Raw genomic sequence first — 13,683 nt, 5'->3', positions numbered from 1 at the left:
CCACATGGTTCCGCTACACAATATGCCGTTCCACTACGTGGAACAAACGGGAGGGTCCTTGTCCTGCCACCCGTACGCGGTGATAGCCGCCCAGCGCCTGCTGCCGGTGCTGCGCAACGCCGACGCCGACGAGGCCGCGGAACACACCGCCGCCCTGCTGGCCGCCGGATGCCGTGCGGTCGAGCTGACCACCTCCACCCCCGGCTGGGCGGCCGCCGTCACCCGCACCGCCCCGCTCACCGACGCGCGCGGCCGCCCCGCCCTCGTCGGAGTCGGCACCGTGACCACCGCCGAGCAGGCCGAGACCGCCCTGGACGCGGGCGCCGGCTTCCTGCTCTCCCCCCACCCCGCCCCGGAGGTCCGCGAGGTCGCCGCGCGCCGCGAAGCCGTCTTCATCGAGGGCGGGTTCACCCCCGGCGAGATCGCCTCCGCCGTCCGGGCCGCGGGCGCCGCCAAGGTGTTTCCCGCCCACGTCGGGGGCCCGGGGTTCATCCGCTCCCTCAAGGCCGTACTTCCCGAGGGGCTGATCATCCCGACCGGTGGCATCCCGCCCGGCGAGGTCCCCCAGTGGTTGGCCGCGGGGGCCGGCGCCGTCGGCATCGGCAGCGGGCTGCCCGCCGACCCGGCCGAACTGGCCGCCGTATTCGCCGCGCTGGCCGGTCCGTGCTGCGGCCGCGGCGACTGCGCCGAGCCGGAGCCCCGGCCGTGACGGCCCCCGTCTACGACGTCCTCGTGCTCGGCGAGGTGCTCGTCGAGATCCACGCCGCAACCCCGCTGAGCGAGGTCGCCGACGGCACCCCGGCCCGCATCTCCTACTCCGGCGACGCGCTGAACGCGGCGGCGGCCGCCGCGGCAGCCGGTGCCCGGACCGCCCTGCTCGCCGTCGTCGGCGACGACGCGCTCAGCACCCCGCTGCTGCGGCGCGCCGCCGCACTCGGCGTGGACGTCTCCCACGTACGCCGCGCCCCACGGCCCAACGGCGCCTACCTGCTGTCCGCCGACACCGACGGCGACCGGGACTTCGTCTACTGGCGCGCCCACAGCGCCGGTTCCGCCCTCGCGCCCGCTCACATCGAGTCCTGGCGCGCGCTGCTCACCGCCTCCACCGCGCTGATCACCAGCGGCATCACGGGCGCCCTGTCACCGAGCAGCCACGACGCAGTGCTGGCCGCCGCGCACCTGGTGCACGCGGCCGGCGGGCACCTCTCGTACGACCCCAACTTCCGCCCCCGGCTGACCGGCCGCGACCGGGCCCGGGACCTGCTCGCCCGGATCGCCCCGCTGACCGGGCTGCTCAAGACCTCCTGCCCGGCCGACGCCCTCGCCCTCGTGGACACCGACGACCCGGGCACCGCCGCCGCCCGCTGCCGCGCGCTGGGCGCCCGTACCGTCGCGGTCACCGCGGGCGCCGGCCGACTGCTGCTGGACGACGGCGCGGGCGCCCGGTACCAGCCGGTGCCCCAGAACCCCGCGCCGGTCGACGCGACCGGCGCGGGCGACTGCTTCACGGGCACCGCCACCGCCCGGCTCGCCCTCGGCGACGGACTCGCAGACGCCGTGGCCTACGGTGCGGCGGCCGCCTCCCTCTCCGTGTCCGGCCGAGGCGGCACCGGGCGCGTCCCCGCCTTCGCGGAGACGGCGGCGCTGGCGGCGCGGCACCGCCGGGTCACCCGGCGGTGAGGAGCGCGACCTCCTCGGCGGTGAGGCGCAGGGAGCCGGCGGCGACGTTCTCGACGAGGTGGTCCGGGTTCCCCGTGCCCGGGATCGCCAGGACGTGCGGACCGCGGCTCAGCGTCCACGCCAGGCGCAGCTGGGCCGCCGACACCCCGTGGGCCTCGGCCAGGGCGCGTACCTCTGCGCTGTCCTCGGCGCTCGCCCCCGCCTCCTTGCCGGCGCCGGCGATCGCGAAGAACGGCACGAAGGCGATGCCCTGCTCCCCGCACGCGTCCAGGAAGGCGTGGTCCTCGGCCGGGGAGCCGATCCCGTACGGGTTCTGCACGCACACCACCGGCGCGATGGCCTGCGCCTGCGCCAGGTGGTCGGGGCGGGCGTTGGAGATGCCCAGGTGCCGGATCAGACCGGCCGTGCGGAGCTCGGCGAGCGCCCCGAAGTGCTCGGCGACCGACCCGGTCGTCTCCCGGCGCGGGACGCGGAGGTTGACCACGTCGAGGTGGTCGCGGCCCAGCTGGCGGAGGTTCTCCTCCACCTGCCCCCGCAACTGCCCGGGCTCGGCCCACCACCACTGCCCGGCGGCGTCGCGGCCCGGCCCGACCTTGGTGGTGATGACGAGGTCGTCGGCGTACGGGGCCAGCGCCCGGTTGATCAGCTCGTTGGCGGAGCGCAGCGGGGAGAAGTAGAAGGCGGCGGTGTCGATGTGGTTCACGCCGAGCTCGACGGCCCGGCGCAGCACGCCGGTCACCCGCTCGCGGTCGCTGGGGGAGCCGTCGGCGAGGTGGGTGAGCCGCATCGCGCCGAAGCCGAGCCGATTGATGGCCAGGTCACCCAGTCGCCAGGTGCCCGCGGCGGCCGCGGTGATCGTTTCTGAGGTCATCCGCGCAGGGTATAGGGCCTGGTGAGCGGCCCCGCAGCGGGCATCAGCCGGTCGCGGCGGCGGCGGCGAAGCGGCGGGCCAGGCGCGCGAAGGCGTCCTTGAGCTCGGGCGGGCCGATGACCTCGACGTCGGCGTCGAACCGGCCGATGGTGGCGGCCAGACCGGGCCACGACCAGGAGCCCAGGACGAGCCGGCAGCGGTCCGGGCCGAGCTCCTCGACCACCCCGTCGTGCGCGTAGCGGGACACGTCGGCGGCGGAGAGGTCGAGGATCACCTCGCCGCGGCAGGCCCGGTCGCCGCCGTAGCCGTCGGAGCCCTGGAACCGGCTGGTCACGAAGGCGGCCACGTCCCCTCCGGGCAGTTCGCGCGGTGCGAAACGCGGCCCGGTGGGGGTGCGCGGGGTGATCCGGTCGGCGCGGAACGTACGCCAGTCCTCGCGGTCGAGGTCCCACGCGACGAGGTACCAGCGCCCGCCCCAGGTGACGAGGTGGTGGGGCTGTGCCCGGCGCGGCGGCAGCGGGGCGGGGGCATCGTCCGCTCCCGGCGGGGAGACGGGGACGGAGGCGTAGTCGAAGCGCAGCTCCTCGCGGGCGTGGACGGCGGCGCTGAGCGCCATGAGCACGCCGCTGTCGGCCTGCGGGTCCGGGCGGGTCGTGGCGCGCTCGACGGCGGTGAACCGAAGGGTGTCGATGCGGCGGCGCAGCCGGGCGGGCATGACCTGGCGGACCGTGGCCAGCGCCCGCGCCGCGGCTTCCTCGATGCCGGCGCCGGTGGCGGCCGCGACCTGGAGGGCCACGGCGAGGGCCACGGCCTGTTCGTCGTCGAACAGCAGCGGCGGCAGCTCGGCGCCCGCCTCGAGCCGGTACCCGCCGTCGGGCCCCTTGAAGGCCACGACGGGATAGCCGAGTTCGCGCAGCCGGTCGACGTCACGGCGGACGGTGCGCGGGCTGACGTCCAGCCGCTCGGCCAGCAGCGCCCCCGGCCAGTCACGGCGCGCCTGGAGGAGCGAGAGCAGCGACAGCAGTCGCGCTGAGGTTTTCTGCATGACTCCATGCTGCCCCGAGAAGCGGTCACATCCTGTCCGCTTCTCTTGCGAGGGTCGGGCCCGTGCCGGACCACACGAACCACCGGAAGGACCCGATGACCGTTCTCGACTCCCGGGCGCTGGGCCGCGCGACGCTCGCCCGGCAGCTGCTGCTCGAGCGCGCCGGCGTACCGGTCCTCGACGCCGTCGCGCACCTCGGCGGTCTGCAGGCGCAGGAACCGCAGGAGCCGTTCACCGGGCTCTGGTCGCGGCTGCGGGCGTTCGACCCGGCCGAGCTCTCGGACCACCTGGTCGGGCGGCGGGTGGTGCGGACCCATCTGATGCGCCGCACCGTCCACCTCGTCACCGCGCAGGACGCCCTGGCCTGGCGGGCCCGCCACGACAGCATGCTGCGTCAGCGGGTGCTCGGAACCTACCGCCGCGAGCTCGCCGGGACGGACCTCGAGGAACTCGCCGCGGCGGGCCGGGCGGTGATGGCCGACGGCGAGCCGCGCTCGATGACCGAGCTCGCGCGGGCCCTCGCCGGGCGCTGGCCGGCGCCGGGGACGCGGGCCCTGGGGGAGATGCTGATCGCCGCCCTCCTCCCGGTGGCGCAGCTGCCGCCGCGCGGGCTGTGGCGGACGCGGGCGGGCGTGCGCAACGTACTGCTCTCCTCCTGGCTGGGCCGCGAGATCGATCCGCCGTGCCCGGACGGCTCCGATCCGGTCGGCCGGGCGCTCGTACGGCGCTACCTGGCCGCCTACGGCCCGGCCGCCACGGCCGACCTGCGTGCCTGGTGCGGCCTCGCCGGACTGCCGGCCGCCGTCGCCGCGCTCCGCGAGGAGCTCGCCTCCTTCCGCGACGAGCGGGGACGGGAACTGCTGGACCTCCCGGACGCGCCGCGCCCCGACCCCGACACCCCCGCCCCGGTGCGCTTCCTGCCGGCGTTCGACAACGCGCTCCTCGGCTACCACGACCGCACCCGGATCATCGACGACGCCCACCGCGGCCTGTCGGTCGCCGGCGCCCGCGTCGTCCTGGTCGACGGCCGGGTCGCCGCGACCTGGAGCGTGACGGACGGCACCGTGAGTGTGACCCCGCTGCGCCGCTTCTCCCGGGGCGACCGCGCCGCCGTCGCCGAGGAAGGGAGTGAGCTGGCGTCGTTCCTCTCCGACCACGACAGCGACCGCGTACGGATCGGCGCGTCTCCCCGCTGAGCCGGCGCGGCGGACGCACGCGGGGCGGCGCACCTGGAGGGCGCCGCCGGGCCGGATCCGAAGTCGCGGCCCGGCGGCGCCGGTCAGTGCGGGCCCGCAGACCCGGGTCAGCGGCCCCGCAGGCCCCGGTCCACGGCCGTCAACAGCTCGCCGTCGGCGGTGTCCGCGTCCAGCGACCAGAACATCGCGCCGCCGAGGCCGTGTTCGCGGATGTAGCCGGTCTTGGTCCGCAGCACCTGCGGGTCGTCGTACGTCCACAGGGTGGTGCCGTCGAAGAGCCAGGCGTGCCCGCCGCGCCGGTCCCGGTGGATCTGGTAGGTCCCGGAGCCGGCCAGCTTCTTCAGCGCCTTGTAGTCCTCGTACCCCGCCGACCAGGTGGCCGGCGCCGGTCCGGTGGCCGGCTGCCCCATGCCGTCCCCGCCGCCGCTGACGCCCGTCCATCCCTGCCCGTAGAACGGCATGCCCATCACCAGCTTGTGCGCGGGCGCGCCGCGCCGCCGCCAGGCGTCGACCGTGCCGTCCACGCTGAAGTCGCCCCGGGCGTAGAGCGCGGACTGCTGGGCCGTCGTGGGCTCGCCGGAGACGTGGAAGTCGTAGCCCTGGAGGGTCACGAAGTCGAGGTCGCGCATGATCCGGCGGACGTCGAAGCCCGCGTCGATCTTGGCGGGCGCGGTCGGGACGAAGGCCGTCAGCTCGTACGGCGACGGCCGGTTCCGGCTGCGCTCGTACGCGTCGAGCTGTGTGCGGAACTCCTTGACCAGCTCGGCGAAGTTGCGCTTGTCCTCGGGCCGGAACTTCGTGTCCGTGTCACCGGCGGAGCCGGGCCACTCCCAGTCGAGGTCGATCCCGTCGAACACCCCGGCGGCCGCGCCCGCGCCCCCGCGGGCGCCGTCCTGCGGCAGGTTGCCCTTGATGTAGAGGTCGATGCACGACTCGACGAGCGCCTTGCGGGAGGCCGGGGTCAGCGCGGCGTCCGAGAAGTGCGTGGACCAGCTCCAACCCCCCAGGGAGATCAGCACCTTGAGGCCCGGGTGCTTGGCCTTGAGCTCGCGGAGCTGGTTGAAGTTGCCGGCGAGCGGCTGCTCCCAGGTGTCGGCGACCCCGTCCACGGAGTTCTCGGCGTCGAGCGGGCGGACGTAGTCGGCCCAGGCGTCGGCCTCGCCGGGCACGTTCCCGGTGAAGCACTTGCCCTCGGCGCTGACGTTGCCGAAGGCGTAGTTGATGTGGGTGAGCTTGCCGGCGGAGCCGTTCTTCTCCAGGTCCTGGACCTGGAAGTCCCGTCCGTAGACGCCCCATTGGGTGAAGTAGCCGACCTTCTTGTACGAGCGGTGGTGACCGCCCGCCGCCTCGTCCCGCGCCGCGCCGGCGGCGGGTGCGAAGGCGGTCAGCAGGGAGAGGGAGCAGGCGGCGACGGCCAGCCTGCCGAGCATGCTGCGGCGCATGGGCTTCCTTTGCGGATGCGGGAGCGGGGCGTGAGCGCGTGCGCGGTGCATGCCGGAAACTATTGGTCTGGACCAGAGCGGTCAAGGGGGCGGCGGAAACCCGCCTGCCACGGGTGGTGTTACGGGGTGCACGAGGTGGCACGGGTGGCACGGGTGTTACGGGGGTTACGGAAGGCTCCACTGGCCGACGTCGTCGGCCAGGCCGCCGTTCAGGGCGAACTGGACGGCCGCCGGGGCGGCGTCCTCCGGAAGCCTGAAGGTGACGAAGCCCTCGGCCGATCCGCCGGGGCTGAGGGTGACGGTGTCCGGGAAGGAGGCCCCGGCCGTCGTCGGGCTGTTGAGCCCGGCGAACCGCTTCCCGGCCGTGTCCAGCACGTGCGCGGACGGTGCGGGGGAGTCCTTGTACACGGCGGTACCGGTGTTCTCCAGGCGGAACCGGACGGCCAGCAGCCGGGTCGACGCGTCGGCAGCCGGGCCCTCCGGATCGGCCGGGCTCGCCGGGTCCACCACCTGGACCAGGGTGACGTCGAGCCGCTGGCCGGGCTCGTTCCCCGCCAGGGAGACCGTCTCCCCCGACCCGCCGGGGGCCGCGCCCAGCAGCGCCAGGCCGAGGAGCGCGAGCACGAGCACGAGCGCCAGCGCGGCCGGCGCGCCGCGCAGGGAGCGCCGGGGCGCGGGGGCACCCGCTGATCCACCGATCACCCTGTCCACGATCCTCCCCGGCCCGGGGGTCCCGCCACCCAGGAAGATCCACTCTGGCAGACTGGGCCGCGTTACCAAGGCGGTGCAGGACAGGAAACCGGTGCGATTCCGGTGCGGTCCCGCCACTGTGACCGGCCCTCCCCGCGGGGAAGGCCGGGAGTCAGACACTGACGCACCGCCTCTGCTCGCTCCTTCACGTCGACCAGGGGACGCGGATCCCCCGGAGAGGCTCTGCCATGTCGCGTCACCGCGCCCGCGCCGTCCTGCGCGCGCTCACCCCCCTCGCGTTCCTGATACCCCTGGCCGCCTGCGCCGGCTCCCCCGCCGAACGGCAGGCCAAGGCCGCGGGATCGTCCGCCGAGGCGCCCGGGTTCCCGTACACCGTCACCAACTGCGGCGTGAGCAGCACCTACCAGGCACCGCCGCAGCGCGCCGTGACCATGAACCAGCACGCCACCGAGGTGCTGCTCGCCCTCGGCCTGGAGGACCGGATCGCCGGTTCCGCCTACCTCGACGACGCCGTGCTGCCCGCCTACCGGCCCGCATACGACAGGATCAAGGTGCTGGCCAAGGGGTACCCCTCCAAGGAGATCCTGCTCGGCGCCAACCCCGACTTCGTCTACGGGGGCTACTCCAGCGCCTTCGACAAGGGGCAGGGCCGCGACCGTGAGGGGCTGGCCAAGACCGGCATCAACTCCCGGCTCAACGTCGAGAACTGCGCCGGAGGCCCGGTCGGCCTCGACCAGCTCAAGACCGAGATCACCGAAGTGGCGCGGACCTTCGGCGTGCCCGAGCGCGGCACGAAGCTCATCGAGGACGAGCAGCGCCGCATCGACACCGTGACCGCCCGGGTGAAGGAAAAGCCCCGGCCGTCCGTCTTCGTCTACGACTCCGGCGAGGCCTCCGCCTACACCGCCGGGGGCGACGGCATCGGCAACGAGATCGTCTCGCTCTCCGGCGGGACGAACGTCTTCGCCGACCTCAAGGACACCTTCGGCGACGTGTCGTGGGAGAAGGTCATCGAGCGCAAGCCCGAGGTCGTCCTCATCTACGACTACGGCAGCACCACCGTCGAAGCCAAGAAGCAGCGCCTGTTGAACGACCCGGCCCTCGCCCAGGTTCCCGCGATCAAGAACCAGCGGTTCGTCGTCCTTCCGCTCTCCTCGGCCGTCCTCGGCGTGCGCGTCGCCGACGCCGTCGAGTCACTGGGCCGCCAGCTGCACCCCGACGCCGCGTGAGCCGGCGCCGGACCCCGGCCGTCCTCGTCCTCCTCGCAGCCCTGCTGGCGGCGTCCGCCGTCGCCGGGCTGGCCCTGGGGCCGGTACGGATCGCGCCCGGCCAGGTCATCGACATCGTGCTCGGCGGCCTGACGGGCGAGAGGCGCACCGGGGCGTTCGCCTCCATCGTGTGGGACGTCCGGATGCCGAGGGTGCTCCTCGGGGCCGTCGTCGGCGCCGGGCTCGCCGTGGCGGGCACCGTGCTCCAGGCCCTCGTGCGCAACCAGCTCGCCGACCCCTTCCTGCTCGGAGCCTCGTCCGGGGCCTCGGCGGGGGCCGTCCTCGTCATCGTCTTCGGCGCGGGCACCGGTGTCGCGGGGGCGGCGGGCACGGCCGGTTTCCTGGGCCGGCTCGGCGTGCCGTCCGCCGCGTTCGCCGGGTCGCTGGGCGCGCTCGCCGCCGTCTACGCCATGGCCCGGCGCGGGGGAGCCATGACCACCGGCCGGCTGATCCTCGCCGGGGTCGCCGTCCAGTACATCCTGTCCGCCCTCACCAGCCTCGTCCTGGTGCTCGCCGCGCACCCCGACCAGGTCCGCTCCGTCCTCTTCTGGACGCTCGGCGGGCTCGGCGGGGCCCGCTGGGAGGAACTGGCCCTGCCCGCCGTCGCCCTGCTCGCGGGCACCGGCCTGCTCGTCGCCCTAGCCCGGCCGCTCGACCTGCTGCTCGCGGGCGAGGAGGGCGCGCACACCCTCGGCCTGGACACCGGGCGCTTCCGGGCCGCCGCGTTCGTCCTCACCTCCCTCGTCATCGGCGTACTCGTGGCCTACAGCGGGGCGATCGGGTTCGTCGGGCTGATGATTCCGCACGCCGCCCGGATGGTCGTCGGCGCCGGGCACCGGGCGCTGCTGCCGGTGGCCGCGCTGGGCGGCGCGGTGTTCCTGACACTGGCCGACCTGGTCGCCCGTACGGCCGCGGCGCCCGAGGAGATCCCGGTCGGCGTGGTCACCGCCCTCGTCGGCGGGCCGTTCTTCCTGTGGATGCTGCGGCGCTCCACCCGCACCGAGGGGATGACCGGATGACCGGGAACGCGGCGCAGGCGCAGGCGCAGGCGCAGACGCGGACGCGGACGCATTCGACGGCGCTGGAACTCGCCGTCCAGGGCGTGCGTTACGAGACCGAGGGGCACACGCTGCTGCACGGTGTCGAGCTCACCGCCCGTCCCGGCGAGACGGTCGGCGTGGTCGGCCCCAACGGCAGCGGCAAGACCACCCTGCTGCGCTGCGTCTACGGCACCCTGCGGCCCACCGCCGGCCGGGTCCTGCTGGACGGCGCCGACGCGGGCGCGCTCACGGTCAAGGACCGGGCGCGGCGCGTGGCGGTCGTCCCCCAGGACGCGAGCGGCACCTTCGGGCTGACCGTCCGCGAGGTCGTCGCCATGGGGCGCAGCCCGCACAAGCGCTTCTGGGAGCAGGACGGCCCGGATGACGTCCGGCGGGTGGCCGAGGCCCTTCAGACCGTCGGTGCGGGCGCCTTCGCCGCGCGCCGCTTCGACGAGCTCTCCGGCGGCGAACGCCAGCGCGCGCTGGTGGCCCGCGCCCTCGTCCAGGATCCCGGCCTGCTCGCCCTCGACGAGCCGACGAACCACCTGGACATCCGCTACCAGCTGGAGATCCTCGGCCTGGTCCGCGCCCTGCCCGCCACCGGCCTGCTGGTCCTGCACGACCTCAACCTCGCCGCCGCCTTCTGCGACCGGCTGTACGTGCTGGACGGCGGCCGGGTGGTGGCCGAGGGCCCGCCCGCCGCGGTACTGACCGAGGAGCTGCTGGCCGAGGTGTACGGGGTGCGCACCCGCATCGGAATCCACCCGGACACGGGCGCGCCGAACGTCGTCTACCTCCACTCGGATGGGGAACACGCGGGGAAGCAGTGACGAGTGGGCCGGGCCGCGGTACGGGGAGGCCGTCAGCAGGCGGCTGTGGGACACCCGCCTGGCTCAGCGACCTCTCGGTGCCCTAAAGGGCACGCTGTGGATCACCGGCCGGGGCGGCGGCACGCAGCGCCGCTTCGACCCGGCGGTTGCTGGTCATGGATGCCGTGATGGCCGTCATCGCCAGGAGGAGTACGGCGGCGGCGTAGAGCGGGGTGCGGATGTCGTACGCGGTGGCCAGCCAGCCGCCGAGGAAGGCCCCGATGGGGGCGGCGCACATGGCCAGCATCCGGGAGGTGGAGGCGACCCGGCCCATGAGGTGGGCCGGGACGATCGCCTGCCGGAGGGAGGGCCCGAGCACCATCGTGGCGCCCATGGCCGCTCCGCAGACGGCGAGAGCGAGCCCGGCCACGTACGGGTTCGGGGCAGCGGCAAGGCCCAGGATGGCAAGCCCTTCGACAGCGGCAGTGCAGGTCAGTGCGGTGCCCGTGCCGAGTCGTCGGCCAAGGTACGAGGCGATGCCTGCACCGAGCAGACCGCCGGTGGCCTCCGCCGTGAGGAGCAGGCCGAAGCCGTAGGTGTCGATGCCGAGGCGGTCGTGCGCGAAGAGGGCGAGGACGGTCTCCACCGCCAGGAAGGCGACGTTCCCGACCGCCGGACGCAGCGCGAGCCCGAGCAGCAACCGGTCCCGGAAGACGTACGAGGCCCCGGCCCGCGCCTGCCGGAGCAGCGACTCGCGGACCTCCGGCACGGGCCGGGGCATGGCGGGCAGCGTACGTACGAGTAGCGCGGAGATCATGAACGACACCGCGTCGGCGAGCAGCGGAACCGCCCGTCCGAGCGCGAGCAGCGCACTGCCCGCGGGCGGCCCCGCGAACCCGGACATGGCGGTCTGGGCGCCGCGCAAGCGGGAGTTGGCGCGCTCCAGGAGCGCGGGGTCGCGGCCGAGCAGGTCAGGGAGATAGGCCGTGGCGGCCGTATCGAAGAAGAGTCCGCCGAGGCCGAGCAGGAAGGCGACGGCCGCGAGCAGCGGAATGCTCAGCACGTCGAGCACGGCCGCCGCCGCGGGTATCGCGAGCAGCACCGCACGAGCCGTGTCCGCGACCCACATCGTGCGGCGGCGGTCCCAGCGGTCCACCAGCGCACCGCCGAGGACCCCGAACAGCAGCCACGGCAGCGTCCCGGCGGCCGTGACGACGGCGAGCGCCATCGGATCCCGCGTCAACGTCAGCGCGAGCAGCGGCAGCGCGGCATGCGTCACCCCGTCACCGAGCGAGGACACCGTCTGCGCAGTCCACAGCCGTCCGAACCCGGTCGGCAACTTCCGAACGCCTGAGGTCACTTGGCGCCCCCCTCGGCCTGCTCGCGCGGTGACGGGTGGAACAGTGCGAAGACGAGTGACGCGTCCGGCAGCGACGGATCGGACAGCTCCCGGTACTCGTCCGCCAGAGCCTGCAACCGCGCCCCCAGCTCCGCGAACTGCTCCTCGGTGAGCCGCAGATGCGCCATCCGTACGTGCCGCTCGCCATCCACCGGCGACGCCTCCAGATCCGCCACCGCATGGCGCATCAGCACATCCGGCCCCCCCTCGCCCGGATCCGGCAGCACGAGCGCCCGCGCGGCCATCGCGTAGTACCGCTCGGTGACCCCCCGGACCTTCCGCGTCCGTACCACCTTCACCAGGCCGGCCCGCTCCAGCAGGCGTACGTGATAGCTGGAACTCCCCTTCGCCAGGCCCACCCGCTCGGCGATCTGCGTGATCGTCGCGGGCTCGAAGCGGAGCACGGCCATGATCCGGTGACGCGTGAGATTGGAGACGGCGCGCAGCTGCTCGTCAGTGGTGACGTGGAACGTCTCAGGAAGATCATCGGTGGGCATGCACCAATGGTCAACACTTCTTGACCATTGTGCAAGGGGGTTTCTCGGGCATCCGGAATCGGCTGTCCAGCACGTCAGGCTTTCGCTCCTGCACTCTCCTTCCCGAAGCTCAACCCGCACCCGGGCGCCTCCGCTCCGCCAGCGGGTCCTGCCTGGGACCGCCGGTCGCTACCCGAAAGCCGCCCGCGGCGAGCGCGCGCAGGACACCGGCCTGCACGGCGATCATCTGCCGCAGCACGCGCGGGGTCGCGGCAGCGGCCTCGCGACTCTTGCCCCGCGGGTCCTTGGCCGCCTTCAGCTCAGCCTCCTAGCCGCGCAGCACGAGACGGGCTCCGGTCCGGTTCGGCTGGGCGACGAGGCCGGCGGCCTGGTGCGCGACGGCGACGGCGGCCATGGCGCGGTCGACGGAGTCTCTCCCTCGCGGACCGGCTGAAGGAAGCACACCCAAGAGTGCGCTCACTGCAAGTCCCGGAGGGCGTACGGAGCACCGACCCGCAAGGGTTGCGGGGCCAACCCCCCCCGGTCCCGCACTGTGCCGGCCCAGGACGCGACGCAAGCTCTGACGTCTCCTCATGCTCCGCCTCTCCTCACGATGTAGAAGAAGGACACCGACATGCTCAGCGACGTACTCACCGGCTGGACCGCGGAAACCCTGGGCGGCCTCACCGTGCTGGCGGCGGCCGCCGCGTGGGCCTGGCTCCGCCGGAGCCGAGCCGTCCAACCCGACAGCACCACCGTCCGTGGCTCCGCAGCCGCGAACGGTTCGAGCTGACCGACGCAGTGCTGTCCGACGGCACATACGCGGCCGAGCCGCTCAATCGCTACCGGTGAAGAGCTCACGGACCAGGGGCAGTAAGAAGGCTCCGTGGCTCCAAGAACGGGAAGTTACCCGAAGGCCGACACGCAGGCGCGCCGCGACCCGCCCCCGGGTGTCCGCGGACTCCGCGGTACGGCTCCTCGGCGATCCGGACAGCGGCGTACGGGCGTACGCCGCGCAGCGCCCGCGGCTGCCCGTCCCGGTACTGGTAGGGCTGCTCGGCGGCGTGGAGACGGCAGGGGCGGCCGTGCGGAATCCCGCACTGCCGCCCGCCGTCATGGACCGGATGGTCGCCGAACCGTCCCTGGTTACGCGGTCCCGTCCTCCTGGTACCCGTACGGGCGGGTGATGATCTCCATCCCGTGCCCGGCCGGGTCCGTGAAGTACACGCCCCGGCCCCCGTCGTTGTGGTTGATCTCGCCGGGGTGCTTCCCGTGCGGGTCGGCGTAGTACGCGACCCCCGCGGCCCGGATCTTCTCGAAGGCCGCGTCGAACTCCTCCTCGGAGAGGAGGAACGCGTAGTGCTGCGGCGTGATGGACCCGGCCGGGATGGTCGCGAAGTCCAGGGTGACGCCGTTGGCGGTCTCGACCGGAATGAAGGGGCCCCACTCGGTCCCGACCTGCAGACCGAGGACGTGCGCCAGGAATTCGGCGGACTCCCGGTTGTCACGGGAGTGGATGATCGTGTGGTTCAGTGCGACTGACATGGGTGAATGCCTCCGAAAGGCACTTCGCGGCGACCTCCATGCCTCACCCAGCCGGTGACCGACACGCGATGCCGCGACCACGATCGTAAACAGCCCCGGCGGGTGAAGTCCACCGGGTTCCGGCCCAGCGCGCCGAGGGGCCGCCCGCGCTCATGCCCCCGGTACACCGCCTCCAGGCGGTCCTCGACGTCGTCGGAGCCG

At 74.0% G+C, this 13,683-nt stretch carries 16 protein-coding genes and 1 riboswitch; of the genes, 8 read left to right on the top strand and 8 right to left on the bottom strand.

What is annotated here, in order from left to right; genetic code table 11:
• Positions 1-58: 58 nt before the first annotated feature.
• Entirely contained in the window at positions 59-709 is a 651-nt protein-coding gene (locus tag ACIPUC_RS03690; RefSeq protein ID WP_446586543.1) for a bifunctional 4-hydroxy-2-oxoglutarate aldolase/2-dehydro-3-deoxy-phosphogluconate aldolase, read from the top strand.
• Positions 706-1,680, top strand: a complete 975-nt coding sequence (locus tag ACIPUC_RS03685; RefSeq protein WP_446586542.1) for a PfkB family carbohydrate kinase — start codon at positions 706-708, stop codon at positions 1,678-1,680. The genes ACIPUC_RS03690 and ACIPUC_RS03685 overlap by 4 nt, the downstream gene beginning before the upstream one ends.
• Here ACIPUC_RS03685 and ACIPUC_RS03680 read toward each other — a convergent pair.
• Both ACIPUC_RS03680 and ACIPUC_RS03675 read right to left on the bottom strand, forming a co-directional pair.
• Positions 1,667-2,551 (bottom strand): aldo/keto reductase, encoded by an 885-nt coding sequence (locus ACIPUC_RS03680; protein ID WP_446586541.1) that lies wholly within the window; start codon positions 2,549-2,551, stop codon positions 1,667-1,669. The two genes, ACIPUC_RS03685 and ACIPUC_RS03680, sit on opposite strands and share 14 nt — an antisense overlap.
• Before the next feature lie 43 nt (positions 2,552-2,594).
• Positions 2,595-3,596 (bottom strand): helix-turn-helix transcriptional regulator, encoded by a 1,002-nt coding sequence (locus tag ACIPUC_RS03675; RefSeq protein WP_446586540.1) that lies wholly within the window; start codon positions 3,594-3,596, stop codon positions 2,595-2,597.
• Positions 3,597-3,691: 95 nt separating this feature from the next.
• On the opposite strand from ACIPUC_RS03675, the gene ACIPUC_RS03670 reads away from it, so the two are divergent.
• Positions 3,692-4,792 carry a winged helix DNA-binding domain-containing protein gene (locus ACIPUC_RS03670; RefSeq protein WP_446586777.1) on the top strand — a complete coding sequence of 367 codons (1,101 nt, stop codon included), beginning with the start codon at positions 3,692-3,694 and terminating at the stop codon, positions 4,790-4,792.
• A 107-nt stretch (positions 4,793-4,899) separates the two neighbouring features.
• Here the strand turns inward: ACIPUC_RS03670 and ACIPUC_RS03665 are convergent, their stop codons facing one another.
• Together ACIPUC_RS03665 and ACIPUC_RS03660 are read right to left on the bottom strand one after the other, a co-directional pair.
• Positions 4,900-6,234, bottom strand: a complete 1,335-nt coding sequence (locus ACIPUC_RS03665) for a glycoside hydrolase family 18 protein (protein WP_446586539.1) — start codon at positions 6,232-6,234, stop codon at positions 4,900-4,902.
• Positions 6,235-6,399: 165 nt separating this feature from the next.
• Positions 6,400-6,936 (bottom strand): DUF4352 domain-containing protein, encoded by a 537-nt coding sequence (locus tag ACIPUC_RS03660; RefSeq protein ID WP_446586538.1) that lies wholly within the window; start codon positions 6,934-6,936, stop codon positions 6,400-6,402.
• Positions 6,937-6,986: 50 nt separating this feature from the next.
• Positions 6,987-7,126: riboswitch (cobalamin riboswitch) on the top strand.
• Positions 7,127-7,172: 46 nt separating this feature from the next.
• Between ACIPUC_RS03660 and ACIPUC_RS03655 the strand changes: the two genes are divergently transcribed.
• From ACIPUC_RS03655 to ACIPUC_RS03645, 3 genes are read left to right on the top strand one after another with little or no spacing between them, the layout of a single operon-like run.
• Positions 7,173-8,174: an ABC transporter substrate-binding protein gene (locus tag ACIPUC_RS03655; protein WP_446586537.1), complete on the top strand. Its 1,002-nt coding sequence runs from the start codon at positions 7,173-7,175 to the stop codon at positions 8,172-8,174.
• The gene (locus ACIPUC_RS03650) at positions 8,171-9,232 is read left to right on the top strand and encodes a FecCD family ABC transporter permease (RefSeq protein ID WP_446586536.1); all 1,062 of its coding nucleotides are present in this window, start codon (positions 8,171-8,173) and stop codon (positions 9,230-9,232) included. The genes ACIPUC_RS03655 and ACIPUC_RS03650 overlap by 4 nt, the downstream gene beginning before the upstream one ends.
• Complete coding sequence (locus ACIPUC_RS03645) at positions 9,229-10,083, top strand: ABC transporter ATP-binding protein (RefSeq protein ID WP_446586535.1); 855 nt, start codon at positions 9,229-9,231, stop codon at positions 10,081-10,083. Before ACIPUC_RS03650 ends, ACIPUC_RS03645 begins: the two co-directional genes overlap by 4 nt.
• A gap of 82 nt (positions 10,084-10,165) precedes the next feature.
• Here ACIPUC_RS03645 and ACIPUC_RS03640 read toward each other — a convergent pair whose 3' ends face one another.
• The 3 genes from ACIPUC_RS03640 to ACIPUC_RS03630 form a co-directional block, all read right to left on the bottom strand.
• Positions 10,166-11,422, bottom strand: coding sequence for an MFS transporter (locus tag ACIPUC_RS03640; RefSeq protein ID WP_446586534.1), 1,257 nt, complete (start codon positions 11,420-11,422; stop codon positions 10,166-10,168).
• The gene (locus ACIPUC_RS03635; protein ID WP_446586533.1) at positions 11,419-11,958 is read right to left on the bottom strand and encodes an ArsR/SmtB family transcription factor; all 540 of its coding nucleotides are present in this window, start codon (positions 11,956-11,958) and stop codon (positions 11,419-11,421) included. Before ACIPUC_RS03635 ends, ACIPUC_RS03640 begins: the two co-directional genes overlap by 4 nt.
• Before the next feature lie 307 nt (positions 11,959-12,265).
• Positions 12,266-12,400 carry a hypothetical protein gene (locus ACIPUC_RS03630; protein WP_446586532.1) on the bottom strand — a complete coding sequence of 45 codons (135 nt, stop codon included), beginning with the start codon at positions 12,398-12,400 and terminating at the stop codon, positions 12,266-12,268.
• Positions 12,401-12,571: 171 nt separating this feature from the next.
• On the opposite strand from ACIPUC_RS03630, the gene ACIPUC_RS03625 reads away from it, so the two are divergent.
• Both ACIPUC_RS03625 and ACIPUC_RS03620 read left to right on the top strand, forming a co-directional pair.
• Positions 12,572-12,730, top strand: coding sequence for a hypothetical protein (locus tag ACIPUC_RS03625; RefSeq protein ID WP_446586531.1), 159 nt, complete (start codon positions 12,572-12,574; stop codon positions 12,728-12,730).
• Positions 12,731-12,887: 157 nt separating this feature from the next.
• On the top strand, positions 12,888-13,124 hold the full coding sequence (locus ACIPUC_RS03620; protein ID WP_446586530.1) for a hypothetical protein: 237 nt from the start codon (positions 12,888-12,890) through the stop codon (positions 13,122-13,124).
• Here ACIPUC_RS03620 and ACIPUC_RS03615 read toward each other — a convergent pair.
• Positions 13,084-13,482, bottom strand: coding sequence for a VOC family protein (locus tag ACIPUC_RS03615; protein WP_446586529.1), 399 nt, complete (start codon positions 13,480-13,482; stop codon positions 13,084-13,086). The two genes, ACIPUC_RS03620 and ACIPUC_RS03615, sit on opposite strands and share 41 nt — an antisense overlap.
• Between the last annotated feature and the right edge of the window lie 201 nt (positions 13,483-13,683).

The organism is Streptomyces sp. LARHCF249 (assembly GCF_052871255.1).
The sequence above is the reverse complement of the archived record's forward strand: the minus strand, read 5'-3'. Positions and strand labels throughout refer to the sequence as shown.